The sequence below is a fragment of the Campylobacter sp. W0066.1 genome, assembly GCF_024723635.1.
In the GTDB taxonomy this organism is placed as follows: domain Bacteria; phylum Campylobacterota; class Campylobacteria; order Campylobacterales; family Campylobacteraceae; genus Campylobacter_D; species Campylobacter_D lari_C.
Genome location: NZ_JANQCW010000007.1, coordinates 1 through 16,388, shown reverse-complemented (window position 1 = coordinate 16,388; position 16,388 = coordinate 1). Strand labels below are relative to the sequence as shown.

16 protein-coding genes are annotated in these 16,388 nt (G+C 29.7%); 10 read left to right on the top strand and 6 right to left on the bottom strand.

Annotated elements, in window-relative coordinates; translation table 11 throughout:
• Positions 1 to 21: 21 nt before the first annotated feature.
• Positions 22 to 1,359, bottom strand: coding sequence for a coproporphyrinogen III oxidase family protein (locus tag CAMP18497_RS03810; RefSeq protein ID WP_337212538.1), 1,338 nt, complete (start codon positions 1,357 to 1,359; stop codon positions 22 to 24).
• A gap of 74 nt (positions 1,360 to 1,433) precedes the next feature.
• Here CAMP18497_RS03810 and CAMP18497_RS03805 point away from each other — a divergent pair, with 74 nt between their 5' ends.
• On the top strand, positions 1,434 to 1,625 hold the full coding sequence (locus CAMP18497_RS03805; protein WP_039627274.1) for a mini-MOMP protein: 192 nt from the start codon (positions 1,434 to 1,436) through the stop codon (positions 1,623 to 1,625).
• An 18-nt stretch (positions 1,626 to 1,643) separates the two neighbouring features.
• On the opposite strand, the gene CAMP18497_RS03800 is transcribed toward CAMP18497_RS03805, so the two are convergent.
• The 5 genes from CAMP18497_RS03800 to ccoG form a co-directional block, all read right to left on the bottom strand.
• Positions 1,644 to 3,086 (bottom strand): TolC family protein, encoded by a 1,443-nt coding sequence (locus CAMP18497_RS03800; RefSeq protein ID WP_337212536.1) that lies wholly within the window; start codon positions 3,084 to 3,086, stop codon positions 1,644 to 1,646.
• Positions 3,079 to 6,201 carry an efflux RND transporter permease subunit gene (locus CAMP18497_RS03795; protein WP_337212534.1) on the bottom strand — a complete coding sequence of 1,041 codons (3,123 nt, stop codon included), beginning with the start codon at positions 6,199 to 6,201 and terminating at the stop codon, positions 3,079 to 3,081. Before CAMP18497_RS03795 ends, CAMP18497_RS03800 begins: the two co-directional genes overlap by 8 nt.
• Entirely contained in the window at positions 6,201 to 7,298 is a 1,098-nt protein-coding gene (locus tag CAMP18497_RS03790; protein WP_263677932.1) for an efflux RND transporter periplasmic adaptor subunit, read from the bottom strand. The genes CAMP18497_RS03795 and CAMP18497_RS03790 overlap by 1 nt, the downstream gene beginning before the upstream one ends.
• An 85-nt stretch (positions 7,299 to 7,383) precedes the next feature.
• On the bottom strand, positions 7,384 to 8,007 hold the full coding sequence (locus CAMP18497_RS03785; RefSeq protein ID WP_263677931.1) for a TetR/AcrR family transcriptional regulator: 624 nt from the start codon (positions 8,005 to 8,007) through the stop codon (positions 7,384 to 7,386).
• Position 8,008: 1 nt separating this feature from the next.
• Complete coding sequence (gene ccoG / locus CAMP18497_RS03780; RefSeq protein ID WP_337212531.1) at positions 8,009 to 9,382, bottom strand: cytochrome c oxidase accessory protein CcoG; 1,374 nt, start codon at positions 9,380 to 9,382, stop codon at positions 8,009 to 8,011.
• A gap of 185 nt (positions 9,383 to 9,567) precedes the next feature.
• Here ccoG and rpsU point away from each other — a divergent pair, with 185 nt between their 5' ends.
• The 9 genes from rpsU to CAMP18497_RS03735 form a co-directional block, all read left to right on the top strand.
• Entirely contained in the window at positions 9,568 to 9,780 is a 213-nt protein-coding gene (gene rpsU / locus CAMP18497_RS03775; RefSeq protein WP_002780697.1) for a 30S ribosomal protein S21, read from the top strand.
• Positions 9,781 to 9,821: 41 nt separating this feature from the next.
• The gene (locus tag CAMP18497_RS03770; protein WP_337212529.1) at positions 9,822 to 10,427 is read left to right on the top strand and encodes a LysE family transporter; all 606 of its coding nucleotides are present in this window, start codon (positions 9,822 to 9,824) and stop codon (positions 10,425 to 10,427) included.
• 75 nt (positions 10,428 to 10,502) lie between these two features.
• Complete coding sequence (locus CAMP18497_RS03765) at positions 10,503 to 11,120, top strand: UPF0323 family lipoprotein (RefSeq protein WP_039619476.1); 618 nt, start codon at positions 10,503 to 10,505, stop codon at positions 11,118 to 11,120.
• 9 nt (positions 11,121 to 11,129) lie between these two features.
• Positions 11,130 to 12,302: a glutathionylspermidine synthase family protein gene (locus tag CAMP18497_RS03760; RefSeq protein ID WP_263677924.1), complete on the top strand. Its 1,173-nt coding sequence runs from the start codon at positions 11,130 to 11,132 to the stop codon at positions 12,300 to 12,302.
• Entirely contained in the window at positions 12,302 to 13,234 is a 933-nt protein-coding gene (locus CAMP18497_RS03755; RefSeq protein WP_337212526.1) for a D-2-hydroxyacid dehydrogenase, read from the top strand. Before CAMP18497_RS03760 ends, CAMP18497_RS03755 begins: the two co-directional genes overlap by 1 nt.
• Complete coding sequence (locus CAMP18497_RS03750) at positions 13,224 to 13,715, top strand: YajQ family cyclic di-GMP-binding protein (RefSeq protein ID WP_337212524.1); 492 nt, start codon at positions 13,224 to 13,226, stop codon at positions 13,713 to 13,715. The genes CAMP18497_RS03755 and CAMP18497_RS03750 overlap by 11 nt, the downstream gene beginning before the upstream one ends.
• Positions 13,712 to 14,191, top strand: a complete 480-nt coding sequence (locus CAMP18497_RS03745; RefSeq protein ID WP_263677922.1) for a hypothetical protein — start codon at positions 13,712 to 13,714, stop codon at positions 14,189 to 14,191. Before CAMP18497_RS03750 ends, CAMP18497_RS03745 begins: the two co-directional genes overlap by 4 nt.
• 8 nt (positions 14,192 to 14,199) lie before the next feature.
• Complete coding sequence (locus CAMP18497_RS03740; protein WP_337212522.1) at positions 14,200 to 15,912, top strand: ATP-binding protein; 1,713 nt, start codon at positions 14,200 to 14,202, stop codon at positions 15,910 to 15,912.
• 63 nt (positions 15,913 to 15,975) lie between these two features.
• Positions 15,976 to 16,388: PepSY-like domain-containing protein (locus CAMP18497_RS03735; protein WP_337212520.1), on the top strand; the 413-nt coding region annotated here is incomplete at its 3' end.

The following is a 16,388-nucleotide window of genomic DNA, read 5'->3' as shown; positions in this document are numbered from 1 at the left end:
AGCCTTAAAAAAAAAGGCTTTTTATCCTTTAAACTCCATACTTTTAAAATCAAGTGGATCAACATTTTCTTGCATGATATTAATGCGTTCTTTATCTTGTAAGCGTTTATCATCTCTAAATGCAGCACGCACTAAATCCATACCCGTATAAAAATCTTTCATCAAGACCATAAACAAATAACGCCCAAATTCACTTGTATATAAAGTATTATTTTCTTTTTTTATAGCTTTACTTAGTTTAAGACCTAAAAGTTCGATGAAAAGATCTTTTTCTAAATTGCATTCTAAAGTTTTATTAAATTTATCAATCTCTATTTTACCTGCAAACATTTCGGTTAAAAAGACATATTTGATGATTTCTTTTTTGCCAAAATTAGCTTTAGCAATATTTGCATTTTGTTTTTCTTTGATGAGTTTAGAATAATCATTTAAATTAAAAGCATTGATTAAAAGTTCTCCGTCTAAAAAGCTAAAAGCCCCGCTTCCTACACCCAAATACTCATGATGGCTGCTTACATACTCATCGTTAAAACTACTTTTTTCTAAAGAAAATGACCATGCATTATTTCTTTCATAATCTTTGAAAAAATCTATAATGATTTTATAAAATTCAAATTCATTATCTTTAAAACTTACTCCTAGAGTTTTTGCAATATTATCTTTTGTGAGGTTTGATTTCATCAAAGGATAAGTTGTGATTTGTTGAGGTTTTAAGCTTTTGGCTATTTCTAAATCATTGAGTAATTGTTCTTTGGTTTGAGAAGGAAAATTAAAAATCAAATCAATACTCATGATAGGAAGCACACCTATGGCTTTAGAAAGCTTTTCTTGAAGTTCTTTGCTAGAGCCAAATTTATGGTATCTTGCTACTTTTTTTAAGGTATCATCATCAAAGCTTTGTATACCACAGCTTAAGCGATCTATTAGCCCTTTAAATATTTCTAACTTTTTAGGTTCGATATGATTAGGGTCAGTTTCGCAAGAAATTTCTTTGATATTAAATAATTTTTTGCAAAGTTCTAAAGTTTTAGCAAGCTCTTCTTCGTTGATCAAAGTAGTACCACCACCCACATACATAGAGGTAAAATCAAATCCTTTATCTTTGATTTGTTTAATTTCTTCTCTTAAACTTTCAAAATATCTTTTCGCTAAATCTTCATTGTAATAATACTTATGAAAACTACAATATGGGCAAAAAGTATGACAAAATGGTATGTGAGCATAAAGCATATAAGATTTTTTTGGATTAACTTTTTTTTCTTGTCCTTCTTTTAAAAGTTTCACATCAAAACCATTCTCTAAAGATTTTTGCATAGCCTTGTGTGAGTAAGAAAGAGCTAAGTTTTGTAAAAAATTCATATTTTTCCTAAATTTTCATTTTGTAGTTATTTAAAAAGACTATAATTGTATCATATTTTTACAAAGGCTTTATAATGAAAAAGATTTTTATAGCATTTTTTGTATTTTTACTAGGACTTATAAGCGTGTCAAATTCTGCACCTTTAGATGAAATTTTTCAAGATGTTAATGTTTCAGGTAGTATGCGTTATCGTTTTGAGCATAATAGCCCAAAAGATAGAGGAAATAATAATTTTAATCAAAGAATTCAAATTCAAATGCATTGACAACTAAGCCTTAAAGGCTCAGTTGTTATAAAAGTTTTCCTTTAAGTTTTCTTCCATAGCTTTGATGTTTTCTTTTGATTCTTCTTTAGCGTTAAATCCTCCACCAAAGGCTTTCATAACATCTACAATGGAATTTGCAAGCTCATAAGATGAGTTAGTATAAGAAAGTTTAGCATTTAAGTAATTTCTTTGATCTTGTAAGAAATCAGCCAAGTTAATCACACCATTTTCATATCTTAAAGTAGAAATTTCATAAATTTTACTTTGAGCTAGAAATAAATTTTTATAATTTTGCTCATTTTCATAATAGCTTTGGCGGTTAAATAAAGCAAGTCTTATCTCTCCAAAAGCTGTTTTTAAGGTGTTTTCATATTGTAAAAAAGCTTCATCTTTGGTGAGTTTTGCAATATTAACATTATTCATAATCTCACCCCAATGAAAAATCGGCATTGCAAAATTTCCAGCTACATTCCAAGTATTGCTACCATGTTTGACTAAAAGATCTAAATCATTACTTTGAAAGCCCAAAAGTCCTGTTAAAGAAAGGTTTGGTAAAAATGCAGTTCTAGCTACTCCAACAAGATAGTTTTTTTCTTCTAAAATTTTTAAACTAGCTTGCACATCAGGTCTTTGAAGTAAAATTTCACTGCCAATGCCCTCAGGTATGCTAAGTTCGTATTGTCCTATTTTTTTATACTCTATGCTATTATAAAGTATATCATCAATATCATTTGAAGTTAAGATTTTTAAAGCTTTGGTATTAGCTTCTTTTTGAATTTTAGCATTTGTGAGTAAAACTCTTGAATTTTCAAGTTCAGCTTTAAATTTGTTAAGTTCATACTCACTAATTACTCCAAGTTTAAAATGCTCTAATTTCAACTCATAAGTTTTTTGATAACTTTGGGTTGTTTCTTCTAAAATTTTTACTTGTTCGCTTAAACTTGCTAGATTAAAATAGGTTTTTACTACATTAGAGATTAAGCTTAATCTCGCACTTTCATAGTCAAACTCACTAGCTTGTAATTTTGCTTTTGAAGCACCATAAGTATCTCTGTATTTGCCCCATAAATCTACTTCATAGCTTAAATTTAAACCCATGTTAAAATCATTACCATAAGCAAATTCATTGCTTTTATTGCTTGGAGCATTAATGCTAGTTTTTCCTCTTGCTCCGCTAGCACTTCCATCAAGCTTAGGAAGCAAATCGCTTCTTGCTATACCTAAAGTTTCATAAGCTTTTTGTAAATTCATATATGCAATTTGCAAGTCGTTATTGTTTTTTAAAGCTTGATCGACTAAGGTGTTTAAATAATTATCATCAAAAGCTTTCCACCATTGTTTATTAATGCTAATGTTTTGATCTAAATTTTTAGTGTAATTTACATCTTTGATTTCTAAATTTGGTTTTAAACTGCAAGCTGTTATAAAAAAACAACTTGCAAAAATTATTAACTTACGCATTGATTTTACCTCTTTTTTTATCAAGCCATTTATTAAAACTTTCTAGTAAATAGAAAAATAAAGGTACAAAGAAAATGGCTATAGTAGAAGCTGCTATCATACCCCCTATAACACCTGTGCCTATTGCATGACGACTTGCACTTCCTGCTCCATAAGCAAAGTATAAAGGTAAAATACCACAAATAAATGCTAATGAAGTCATTACAATAGGTCTAAATCTTAATTTTGCTGCACTAATAGAAGCTTCAAAAATACTTTTTCCTTTTTTAAGGTGTTCTTCCATGGCAAACTCAACAATCAAAATGGCATTTTTAGCTGAAAGACCTATTAAAAGTAAAAGCCCTGTTTGAAAATATATATCATTTTCTAAACCTCTAAGCCATACAAGAAGTAAAGAACCAAACACCGCAAAAGGCACAGCAGTGATTACTGCTAAAGGCATGAGCCATCTTTCATACTGAGCCGCTAGAATTAAAAATACAAATAAAAGCCCTAGTACAAAAGCTACTTGACCTGCGCCACTACTTGTAACTTCTTGATAAGCTGAACCTGACCAAGCAATAGAATAATCCTCTCCCAAAGTTTCTTTAGCAACTTGAGCAATAGCATCAATTGCTTGTCCTGAAGTATAACCTGGAGCAGGATCGCCTTGCACTAGTGCTGATGGGAACATATTAAAGCGTTTTACATCATCAGGCCCAACCCCTCTATGAAGTGTTAAAACACTATCTAGGGCTATCATAGAACCATCTTTTGCTCTAACAAATATATTTTTTAAAGCATTTTGTGTATTTCTAAAATCTCCAATGGCACTAATATTTACACGATAATTTTTCCCAAGCATAGAAAAATCATTCACATAATAAGTTCCTATGGTAGCATTTAATGTGCTAAATACATCTGCTAAATTTAAACCATAAAGTTTTACTTTATCACGATCAATTTCTAATTTTAATTGTGGGAAATTAGTATCAAGCGTTGTTCTTACATTGCTAAGTTCAGGACGTTTGTTTGCTGCTTCAACTAATCTATTTACATCAACTTGAATTTCATCATAGCTTTTACCACCACGATTTTGCGCATACATTTCAAAACCACCGGTTAAACTTAAACCTTGGATTGGTGGTGGATTAACAAAGAAAGTTTGGAAATTTGGATTTAAGAAATATTGTTTATTATACATACTAGTTAGATCAAAACTACTAGTATCTCTATCATCCCAATTTTTCAAATTTACAAACATTGCACCGGCGTTTTCTTTTAAAGAGCCTGTGAAAAGATCATAACCTATAAGTCCTACTACATTTGTTACATTTTCATTTTTACGAATTTCATCTGCCATGGCATCCATTGATTGAGTAGTTCTATTAAGCGAAGATGCTGCAGGTAAGTTAACAATAGTTAAGAAGTTTCCTTGATCTTCAGGTGGAACGAGTGAATTAGGTACAAGTTTGAAAAGTCCATATAAACCACCTAAAAAGATTATAAAAATCAATACAAATCGCACGGTTCTTTTAAGTATATAAGCTACACCGGCTCCAAAAACTTCAGTAGACCAATCAAAAATATCATTAAATTTTTTAACTAAATAAAATGGCTCACCCTCATTTCTTCTTAAAAAGATTGCACATAAAGATGGGGTTAGTGTTAAGGCTACAAAACCTGAGATTGCAACTGAAATTGCAAGGGTTATAGCAAATTGTTTTTGAATTTCTCCCACAAAACCGGATATAAATGAAACAGGTATAAACACCGCACAAAGCACAAGAACGATAGATACAACAGGCGCAGCAACTTCATCCATAGCTTTAATAGCTGCTTCTTTTATGCTTATATTTGGATCTTCATGCATGATTCTGTCGATATTTTCAACCACGATAATTGCATCATCAACAACAATACCAATGGCAAGTACTAAGGCAAAAAGTGTAAGTAAGTTAATACTAAAGCCTAAGACATATAATCCTGCAAAAGTTCCTAAAATAGAAACAGGCACAGCAATCATAGGTATAATGGTTGAGCGGAAATTTTTTAAGAATAAATACATTACAATCACAACCAAAATAAGTGCTTCAAAGAAAGTTTTTACTACTTCTTTAATAGAAGCTTTAATAAATACGGTTGTATCATAAGGCACTTTATAAGTTAAACCCTCAGGAAAACTTTTTGCTAATTCTTCAAATTTTTTCTGCACTAATTCAGCTGTACTTACTGCATTTGCTCCAGTTTGTAAGAAAATCAAAATAGGAGTAGCGTCATTTCCGTTTAATCTACCTTTAAAGGTATATTCTCTTGAACCTAAAGAAACTTCAGCTACATCTTTAAGTCTTAAAAAAGAACCATCACTATTTGCTCTTATGATGATGTTTTCAAATTCTTTAGTGTTTTTTAATCTTCCTTGCATAGTTACTGAATACACATAAGGAGATCTTTCTACCACAGGCTCTTGACCTATCTTACCAGTAGCATATTGAGCATTTTGCTCACTAACTGCAGCAATAACATCCGTTGCAGTAACTTGGTATTTGTTTAATAAATCAGGATTAAGCCAAATTCTCATAGAATAATTTCTTGAGCCAATAGCTACAGCATTGCCCACACCAGGAACCCTAGCAAGATCATCTAAGATATTTAATGCAGCATAGTTATATACTTCAAGTGAATCCATAGAACCATCAGGGGAATATAAAGTAGCAACTTCTAAAATACTTGAGCCGGTTTTTCTTACACTAACACCGGTTTTTTTAACATCTTCAGGAAGTCTTGCCATAGCAGCTGAAATTCTATTATTAACATCAACTGTTGCTTGGTCAGGATCTGTACCTATGTTAAAATACACACTTAAACTCATATCTCCTGAAGAACTTGAGGTTGAATCCATATAAATCATATTTTCAACCCCATTGATTGCATCTTCAAGAGGAATAGCCACCGTTTGAGCCACCGTTTGAGCATCAGCACCTGAGTAATTTGCACTTACTTTTACAACAGGTGGAGTTAGAGAAGGGTATTGCTCTACAGGCAAAGAATAAAGGCCTATAATCCCTGCTAAAGAAATGATAATAGCTACAACAGAAGCAAATACAGGTCTTTCTATAAAAAATTTAGAAAACATTATTTATTCTCCATTACGCTAACACTTGCACCAGGGCGGATTTTTTTGAAGTTATTTAAAATCACTTTATCGCCATTTTTTAAGCCCTTATCAATGATTGCTTTATCAGAAGTTTGATAAATAACATTAACAATAGTTTTAACTACTTTTCCATCTACTAGAGTATAAACATAAGTAGCACTATCATCTTGTAAAAGTGCAACTTGAGGAATTTCAAAACCATCTTTTTGAACAAAGCCTTCAACATGAACATTTGCAAAAGAACCAGGCATTAAACTTGAGTTGTTATTGTCAAAAATAGCCTTTGCTTTTACTCCACCACTATGGGTGTCTATAACACTATCTATAAAATATAATTTTCCATTAAAAAGCTCTCCGCCAACATTAGCTTGCACTTGGATATTTTCTAACCGCCAGTTACCGCTTTGAATATTTTTATTCATATTGATTTTATCTACATCAGAAATATAAAAGTCTGCAAAGATAGGGTTAATGTTTGTAATACGCACAAGCTCAGTTGATGAAGCGTTTACATAATCGCCCACATCCATTAGTGCATCTCCTAAAACCCCATCAAATGGAGCGCTTACTACGGTATATTTTAAGTCTAATCTCACATTAGCAAGCTTTGCTCTAGCGCTTTCTAAATTAGCTTTGGTAGAATTAAATTTAGCCAAACTTGCATCAAATTCTTTTTGTGAAATAGCATTTTTTTCTATTAAAATTTGATCTCTTTTGAAATTTTTTTCAGCATCATCAAAACTAGCTCTTGCTACCAAAGCTTCTCCATAAGCCATATTTACACTTGCTTGGTATTTATCAGGCTCTATAAGAAAAAGTTTATCGCCTTTTTTAACAGCTTGACCGCTTTTGAAATATTTTGCTTTGATTTCGCCACTTACTTTAGGTTTGATTATCACATCTAATTCAGTGCTTAATCTTGCAGGATAAGTAAATTCTAAAGGTAAATTAGCACTTTGCATAGTCATAATGCTAACAGGTTGAGGAGGGAGTTGTTTAACTTGTGCGTTTTTATCATCTGAGCATGCCACAAATATAAGTGAAGCACAAGCTAGGGTTAAAAGTTTTGTTTTCATTGGTTTCCTTAAAATTATTTATTTAGCTAAACAAAAAAGTAATTTATATTACAAAATGTATGATTATTATTTTATCAATCTTTAGTTAATTAAAATTAACAAGTCCTTGAGTAAATAGCTTTACGATTTTTTTTGCGTGATTTTGCTGTTCTTTTTTACTCATCGAAACCTTATTTTCAAAAGTGCTTTGTATAAAAAAGGTTCCTCTAAGCATAGCGCAAAATGTATAGCTTAAAAATTCAGCATTTTTGGCTAAATTTTCATTTTCTTCTTCAAATCTTTTTTGAAGTACATATTCTACCTCTTTTCTATTATCTCCTTTAAACCATTTGCCAAAATCAAATTTTTCATTATAAATTTCAGAATAGATAAGTCTTACTATGGCTATAGTTTTAGCGTCATTAAAAATTCCCAAATAAGCTTTTGCAAATTGATGAAGAAATTCTTCTAAATTAGCATTGGGTGAAAGTCGCATATTTTTATTTAAAATAGCTAGAAAATGATTTTCTGCAAAATCATTTAAAACTGCTTCAAATAAACCTTCTTTACTTTTAAAATGCTCATACACACAAGAAAATGAACCACCAGCTTGCTTGATAATATCTTTAAGATTGGTTGCTTCGTAGCCGTTTTCTAAAAACGACTCCGCAGCAATTTGTTTGATTTTTTCAAGCCTTGCTTGAGATTTTAAAGAAAGTCTTTTTTCCATTTTAATGTTTTTTGTGTTCTATAATTGAATTTTTAGGATATACAAAATTACTTTCTCTTGTGATTATGATGTTTTTATCATCAAGCGCATAAGCTTTGATAGTTAAAGGTATTACGGTATCTTTTCTATCATTATCAGCTAGTTTTTTAGTAGCTTTTAAAACAACTATTTGTTTATCTTTTTCACCAGCTTTTAATTTAAAAGGTTTTTTTGGTCTAATGATTTCTAAACCATCTTCAATGCCTTGTAATTTCACATCAAAATAATACTCATGAGTTTTATTGTCTGTGTTTTGAAATAAAAATACATAAGCATTGCTAATGATTAATTCTCCATCATGTGCTTTTCTAATTTGATAAAGTTCGCTAGAACGATTGATATTTAAAAGCATATTTTCTTTTTTACTTCCCATTAAAACTAAGGCTGCAAAAACACCACATAAAACCACTAAATATCCGATAGTTCTAAATCTAAAATATTTTACTTTTTCTCTTGTTTCAATGGCTTTTGCACTAGTCCAGTTAATCAAACTAGGGCGATCAAATTTGGCTTGAATTTTTGAACAAGCATCAGCACATTCAAGACAGTTAATACACTCAAGTTGCATTCCTTGGCGTATATCTATATGTGTAGGGCAAATTTTTACACAGGCTTCACAACCTATACATTCACCTTGTGGTGGTTTTTGATAAAGTTTGGTATGTCCATCATAAATCACACCCCCTCTTTTATCATCATAGATAACTTGAACGGTGTTATTATCAAACATTACAGATTGAATTCTTGCATAAGGACATACATAAACACAAAATTTTTCACCCAAATACACTATATCAAAAGTAAAGGCCAAAGAAGCACAAAATAAAATCCCTAAAAGCAATAAATGATCAGCAGGGTTTTGAATATATACAAAAAAATCTTCAGGTGGCACAAAATACCATAAAAAAGCACTCATCATTAATAGGGAAAAAAGATAAAAAATCACAATACTTAAAGCTTTTTGAACAAAAAATCCCTCAGCTTGTTTTTGTTTGTTTGCTGTGCTTTTGTGAATTTTAAAGATTTTTGTTTGTAATAAATCTCTATAAATAACTCTAGCAATAGTTTGAGGACAACTCCATGCACACCAAATTCTTCCTGCTAGGGTGGTAACAAAAAGTATGGTTAAAAACATACCCATGATAACAAAAGGCATTAAATACAGCTCTTGGGTATCAAAAGCTATAAAAAACAAATTAAGTTTTTTATGGTCAAAACTTAATAAAAAGAAATGATTTCCATTGATTTTTACAAAAGGTAATGCTATGAAAATAATCATAGAAATGATATAAGCTATATACCTTTTTTTAGTATAGTTGGTGATACAAGCACTCATTTTTATTTTCCTTAAAAAAAGTTTTTTTAATTGTAGTACTAGAAAAATTAAACCAAACTTTGTCTTAATTAGGAATTTATGTTTAATTTTTATTTATGTAATTATTACAAAAATAAATTTTATTTTCAAGTGAAATTGTGATATAATCCTTTTTTTAATTTTATTTAAGAAAGGTGGTGAGGGTCGTGCCAGGAATTAAGGTACATCCTAATGAGTCTTTTGATGAAGCGTATAGAAAATTCAAAAAACAAGTAGATAGAAATCTAGTTGTTACTGAAGTTCGCGCAAGAAGATTTTTTGAGCCTATGACTGAAATTCGAAAAAAACAAAAAATTTCAGCTCGCAAAAAAATGCTTAAAAGACTTTATATGCTTAGACGCTACGAGTCAAGACTCTAATACCAAAAAGCCGAATTTTCGGCTTTTCTTCGATTATTTTTATGTTTCTTTGGATTTTAATCATTCATTTTTTTGGACTTATTTTACCAGGACCTGATTTTTTCTTAGTAAGTTCTTATGCCTTAAGAGAGGGTATTAAAAGTGCTTTAAAAGCTAGCTTGGGTGTGAGTTTGGCCATGAGTGTGTGGATTATACTTTCTATACTTGGTTTGAGTGTGATTTTTCATCAATTTCCATTTTTGCAAATTGCTTTATCAAGTTTTGGAGCTTGCTATCTTTTGTATTTAGCTTATGGAATTTATAAAAATGCAAAAATAGGTAATATAAAAGTCCAAAAAACTCATATATCTGCATTTTTAAGTGGGATGATTACAAATTTATCTAATCCAAAAGTTATTTTTTATTTTGCTAGCGTTTTTGCAAGTTTTGATTTTGCCCAAATGCGGTGGATGTTGATAGTTTTAATTTTTGTTTTGATTTTAGAAACCATAATTTATTTTTCTTTAATTTCTTTATTGTTTTCAAAACCTTTCGTGGTAAGAATTTATCAAAAGAATTTAAAACTCATTGATTATTTAAGTGCTTTTATATTTTTTGCTTTTGCTGTGTTTATTTTAAGTAGCAATTTAATGACCATGATAAATTAAAGCAATTAATTTTTATTAATACTTTTTTTGTTAAAATCTTATTTAAGTTAAACTTATTAAATTATAGGAAAGATTATGAAACACATTAAAACTATACTTAAACTTAGCATGATAAGTGGTATTGCTGCAATAAGTGCAGGCGCTTTAAGTGCATGTAGTAGCAATGCAAGTGATTCTAATAATGCATTAAGTCAAGCAGCAAATACTCAAGGTGCTTTTGTTATCATTGAAGAAACCGCTCCAAATCAATACAAAATCAAAGATCAATTTCCAAGTGATGAAACTAGGGTAGTTTTAAAACAACTTGATGGTACAGAAAGAGTTTTAAGTAAAGAAGAAATGGATAAATTAATCCAAGAAGAAGCTGCTAAAATAGACAATGGTACCTCAAATTTAACAAATCCAAATAACGCTCAAATGAGTAGCGGAGGACTTTCTTTAGGCGAAACATTGCTTGCAAGTGCAGCTGGAGCTATACTTGGTAGCTGGATAGGTTCAAAGCTTTTTAATAATCAAAATTTCGCAAATCAACAAAGAGGAGCATTTTCAAACCAAAGCGCTTATCAAAGAAGTGTAAATAGTTTTAATAAAGCAAGTACAAGTGCAACTTCAGGCTCAAGTGCGAAAAAATCAGGCTTTTTTGGTGGTGGTTCTAAGGCCACTTCAAGTTCTTCTAGCTCTTTTGGATCTTAAGGGTGTAAAATGAATTTTTTAAAAGTAAATCCTTTAGAAAAATCTTACTTAGAACAAATAGGTTTTTCATGGCATACAGATAATGATGGAAGTGATTATTTAGATTCTAATTTAGTTTGTGTGAGAGAAAATGAAGCAAATGCATATTATGAAGCAGTGAATGAACTTTATGATATGTTTGTAGCTGCTGCACAAGAAGTGATTGATAATGATCGTTTTGATGAGCTTGGAATTCCTTTTAATTTAGTTGATGCGATTAAGATGAGTTGGGAAAATGATGTGCATTGGCATTTATATGGAAGGTTTGACTTAGCAGGTGGGCTTGATGGCAAGCCTATAAAGCTAATAGAATTTAATGCTGATACTCCAACATCTTTATTTGAAAGTGCTATTTTACAATGGGCTATTTTAAAGCAAAATAACCTAGATGAAAGTTCGCAATTTAATAATATATATGAAGCCTTAAAAGATAATTTTAAAAGACTTATCACTTTAGAAGAAGATGTAAGCGAGTTTGAAAAGTATTATGAGGGTTGGAAGATATTATTTTCTTCAATCGCAGGTAGCGATGAGGATATGATTACAACCAAACTTTTAGCACACATTGCTAGTGAAGCAGGTTTTGAGAGTGAGTTTTCTTATATTGATGAGGTTGAATTTTCGCCTGAAGGTATTTTTAAAAATGATGTAAATTTTGAGTATTTTTTCAAGCTCATTCCTTGGGAAAGCATAGCCATAGAAGAGGGTGAGCTTGCTATGCTTTTAACGCAAATCATGCAAAATCAAAAAGCAATCATTTTAAACCCTGCTTATACTTTACTTTTTCAAAGCAAAGGTATAATGAAAATTTTATGGGAGCTTTATCCAAATCATCCTTTATTGCTTGAAACAAGCGATCAACCTTTAGTGGGTAAAAAATGTGTTAAAAAGCCTGTTTTTGGTAGAGAAGGAGCTAATGTTTCTATTATAGAAGCTAATGGAGATGTAAGTTTTGAAACAAAAGGAGATTATCAAAATAATCGCTTTGTATATCAAGAATTTGCTGAGTTTAATAAAAATGAAAATGATTATTATCAAGCAGGAGTTTTCTTTGCTTATGAGGGTTGTGGATTAGGTTTTAGAAAAGGTGGTTTGGTACTTGATAATTATTCTAAATTTGTAGGACATATAGTAAAAGATTAATGAAAATAGTATGCTTAGATGCTGCTACCTTAGGTGGAGCAGATTTAACGGTTTTTGAAAGTCTTGGCGAGTTTGTAAGTTATAACTTAACTTCTAAAGATGAGGTTATTGCAAGAATAGCTAATGCACAAGTTGTGATGATAAATAAAATCATCATTGATAAAGAAGTGATTGACAACACTAATCTAAAACTTATTTTACAACTTGGTACAGGGGTAAATAATATAGATGTAGCTTATGCAAATTCTAAAGGTATAGTGGTAAAAAATGTAGCCGGTTATTCTACAAAAAGTGTTTTAAGCCATACCTTTGCCTTGCTTTTTGCTTTTTTAAATCAAATTCCATATTATGATAAATGGAGTAAAGATGGCAAATGGTGTGAGAGTAAAATGTTTTGTGATTTTAGCAAGACTTTGCACACTTTAACCGGTAAAAAACATGGTATTATAGGACTTGGAGCTATAGGTAAAGAAGTAGCTAGGATTTCTCAAATGTTTGGTTCTAAAATTTGTTATTATTCTATTTCAGGAACTAATAATAATGATGAATATGAAAAAGTAAGCCTTGAAGAACTTTTAAAAACTTGTGATGTAATTAGCATACATGCGCCTTTAAATGATAAGACAAAAAATTTATTAAGTAAAAAAGAACTAATGCTTTTAAAAGATGATGCTATTTTGATTAATGTAGGACGTGGTGGAATCATTAATGAAGCAGATTTAGCTCAAGTTATGAATGAGAAAAATATCAAAGCAGGACTTGATGTGCTTGAAATAGAACCTATGGTTAAAAATCATCCTTTGCTTAGTATAAAAAATAAAGAAAATTTACTCATCACTCCACATGTTGCATGGGCAAGTGAAGAATCCATACAAAATTTAGTCCAAATTGTATTTAATAATCTTAAGGAGTTTATAGAAAATGGCAAGTGAACATAGTTTTGATATTAGCGGGGAAATTGACAAGCAAGAGTTAAAAAATGCTTTAGAACAAGCTAAAAAAGAGCTTGATAGTAGATATGATCTAAAAGGCATTAAAAGTGAAATAGAGTTAAATGAAAAAGAAAGTGTTTATAAACTTATTTGCTCTAGCGAAGCAAAGCTTGAAGTGTTAAAAGATATTGTTATTTCAAAGCTTATTAAAAGAGGGATAAACCCTAATGGTATTAAAGAGTTAAGCAGGGAAAGTGGGGCAAATTTTAGACTGAATTTAAAAGTTAATGATGCTATTGATACTGATAGTGCTAAGAAGATTAATAAAGCTATAAAAGATAGTAAGCTAAAGGTAACTTCAAGCATTAGAGGTAATGAAATTCGCGTAGTTGGTAAGCAAATTGATGATTTACAAAGCGTGATGAAAATAGTAAAAGAACTCAATTTAGAACTTAATCTTAATTTTAAAAACCTTAAATGAAAACTTTACTTCAAATAGTTTTTTTGTGTTTTGTGTGTGTTTTTTTAAGCTCTTGTGCTTTAAAAAGCAAAACACAAGCACAAAGTACTTATGTTATTTTAAAAACTCCAGAGTTTAAATTTGCCGATTATGGCTTTTTATATGAGGGAAAAAATTTTACAAGTTTAGAGCTTTATAGTGCTTCTAAAGCCTTGCTTGAATTAAAAATTAGCGATAAAATTTGTGTTAATGGTGTTTGTTATGCAAAACCTTTTTTTAATAAAAGATTTTTTAATAATGAATATTATGATGATTTTTTACAAGATCTAATCTATAAAAAGCCTATTTTTTATGGAAAAAATAAACAAGCTACCTCTTGTGGTTTTACTCAAAAGATTATAAGTAAAAATTATGATATTTTTTATGAGGTTTGTGACAAAAATATGATTTTTAGTGATAAAAAATCCAAAATCAAATTTAGCATAAAATCAATATAAAGGAAAATATGAAAGATTTAAAACTTTTTCTTAATGATACTTTTAAAAGCAATATTTATAAAAACTTACAATGCAGTGAAGATGAAATTTTAATCTTAAAGCATTTATGCAAAAATTATTTGCAGGCAAATGCAAGCATTAATGCTTATAATCTTCTTAGCGAAGTTTTTAAAAATGATGAGTATGAGTATTTAGATCATTTAAAAGATCTTAAAAATCTTATAGAAAAAGGTTTTATTGTTCAATTTTTTTCTGATTTTAAATCGAGTAAAAACTCAAGTTTGCTTTTAAATTTATTACAATGTGAGTTAAGTTTAAGTGAAGTTTTCTTACAAGTTTTAGAAAATAAAACCATACAAGATTATATGCAAGATCAAATTTATGAAGATCATATTGCATATTTAAAAGATGAATTTTTTAAAATCGAGCTTTATCAAAGATTGCGTTTTTTTGCTAAAAGCTCTCAAAGTAAGAATATTAAAAAAGATATAACCACCTTTGAAGCATACATTAAAGAGCGTTTAAAGAAAAGTAAAATTTCTAATGTTTTAGCAGATATTTTTAAAGAATATGCTTTAAACGATAATGAATGTTTGATATTTATTAGTTTGTTAAAAGAAGAGTATTTGCTAAATACTGAAAATTCTTATAGTAGAGATTTTAATTTTTTACTTCATTTAATTAGCGAGGATGAGGCTCAAAAGCAAGAAAATAAAGCTTTGCTAGAAGAAGATTCTAAGCTACTTAGTTCAAATCTTTTAGAATATGATGAATTTGTTAATTCTTTGGGTGATATAACTAAGATTTTTTATTTAAGTGATGATATTTTACAAAGAATTATTAACTTTAAAGAACCAAAGAAAAATAAAAAAATTAAACTTCAAAATTTAGTTAAAGAACAAGATATCTTTGAGCTAATCGAGCCAAATATCAATATAGATGATGTTATTATGCCCCAAAGTACTAAAGATTTGTTAGAAAGTATATTAAAACAACAAGATAAAAAGGTTTTAGAAAGATTAAATAAATGGGGTATAAAAACCAATAAAAACATAGAAGCTAAGATAATTTTCTATGGTCCTGCTGGTACAGGTAAGACTATGAGTGCATTAAGTATGGCAAAAGCTATGAAAAAATCCATTTTGAGTTTTGATTGCTCGAAAATTTTAAGTAAATATGTGGGCGAGAGTGAGCAAAATGTAAGAAAGATTTTTGATACTTATAAAGAGCTTTGTCAAACAAGTAAGCAAAGTCCTATTTTGCTTTTAAATGAAGCAGATCAGTTTTTAAGTACTAGAGTAGAAAGTAGCGCTGGTGCTGATAAAATGCATAATCAAATGCAAAATATTTTTTTGGAACAAATTGAGCGTTTTAGCGGAGTTATCATAGCAACAACTAATTTTTTAGAAAGTTTAGATGTGGCTTTTTCAAGAAGGTTTGAGTATAAAATTGAATTTAAAAAGCCAAATTATGAACAACGCTTAATGATATGGCAAAAAGCTTTGCCTAAAAATGCTAAATTTGATGATAGTTTTGATTTAAAAAATTTAGCTTCGCATGAATTAAGTGGAGCTCAAATTGTAATGGTGGTCAAAAACACAGCTTTAAAAGCGGCTATTTCTAAAGATGGTGTTTTTAAAATGAGCGATTTTTTACATACTATAGAAAAGGAAATAGAATCTTCATTTGATAAAAATAAGATAGTTGGCTTTAAAAATTAAAATTCACACAAATTTCACAAGCAAACAATATCATTCTTTCAACTTTTATTTAAAGGAGAAAAAATGAAAATGAAATTAATGGTAGCTAGTTTAGTTTGTGCAAGTTCTATGTTTGCAGATATGATTGTTAGCCCAAATGCTTTACCTCAAAAGGCTCAAGAGTTTTTAAACACTCATTTTAAAGGCGTAAATGTAGGTTATGTAAAACAAGATGTAGATTCTTATGAAGTAAATTTGGTTGATGGAACAGAAATTGACTTTATCATTAATGGAGACTGGAAAGAAGTTGATGGCAAATACAAAGGTATTCCAACAGGATTTATCCCAAAAGAAGTTATTGCAAAAGTACAAGCAGCACAACCAAATGCAGCTATTGTAGAAGTAGATAAAAGAATTAATGGTTATAAATTCAGAACAAATAATATGATGGAAATTTATACAGATTTTAAAGGTAATATTTTAGGTCAAAAATTTGA

Coding starts and splice junctions, on each gene's coding strand:
- CAMP18497_RS03740 (WP_337212522.1), top strand. CDS start 14,200: ATGAAAGATTTAAAACTTTTTCTTAATGATACTTTTAAAAGCAATATT.
- ccoG (WP_337212531.1), bottom strand. CDS start 9,382: ATGAGTGCTTGTATCACCAACTATACTAAAAAAAGGTATATAGCTTAT.
- CAMP18497_RS03760 (WP_263677924.1), top strand. CDS start 11,130: ATGAATTTTTTAAAAGTAAATCCTTTAGAAAAATCTTACTTAGAACAA.
- CAMP18497_RS03790 (WP_263677932.1), bottom strand. CDS start 7,298: ATGAAAACAAAACTTTTAACCCTAGCTTGTGCTTCACTTATATTTGTG.
- CAMP18497_RS03795 (WP_337212534.1), bottom strand. CDS start 6,201: ATGTTTTCTAAATTTTTTATAGAAAGACCTGTATTTGCTTCTGTTGTA.
- CAMP18497_RS03785 (WP_263677931.1), bottom strand. CDS start 8,007: ATGGAAAAAAGACTTTCTTTAAAATCTCAAGCAAGGCTTGAAAAAATC.
- CAMP18497_RS03805 (WP_039627274.1), top strand. CDS start 1,434: ATGAAAAAGATTTTTATAGCATTTTTTGTATTTTTACTAGGACTTATA.
- CAMP18497_RS03810 (WP_337212538.1), bottom strand. CDS start 1,359: ATGAATTTTTTACAAAACTTAGCTCTTTCTTACTCACACAAGGCTATG.
- CAMP18497_RS03765 (WP_039619476.1), top strand. CDS start 10,503: ATGAAACACATTAAAACTATACTTAAACTTAGCATGATAAGTGGTATT.
- CAMP18497_RS03755 (WP_337212526.1), top strand. CDS start 12,302: ATGAAAATAGTATGCTTAGATGCTGCTACCTTAGGTGGAGCAGATTTA.
- CAMP18497_RS03750 (WP_337212524.1), top strand. CDS start 13,224: ATGGCAAGTGAACATAGTTTTGATATTAGCGGGGAAATTGACAAGCAA.
- CAMP18497_RS03770 (WP_337212529.1), top strand. CDS start 9,822: ATGTTTCTTTGGATTTTAATCATTCATTTTTTTGGACTTATTTTACCA.
- CAMP18497_RS03800 (WP_337212536.1), bottom strand. CDS start 3,086: ATGCGTAAGTTAATAATTTTTGCAAGTTGTTTTTTTATAACAGCTTGC.
- CAMP18497_RS03745 (WP_263677922.1), top strand. CDS start 13,712: ATGAAAACTTTACTTCAAATAGTTTTTTTGTGTTTTGTGTGTGTTTTT.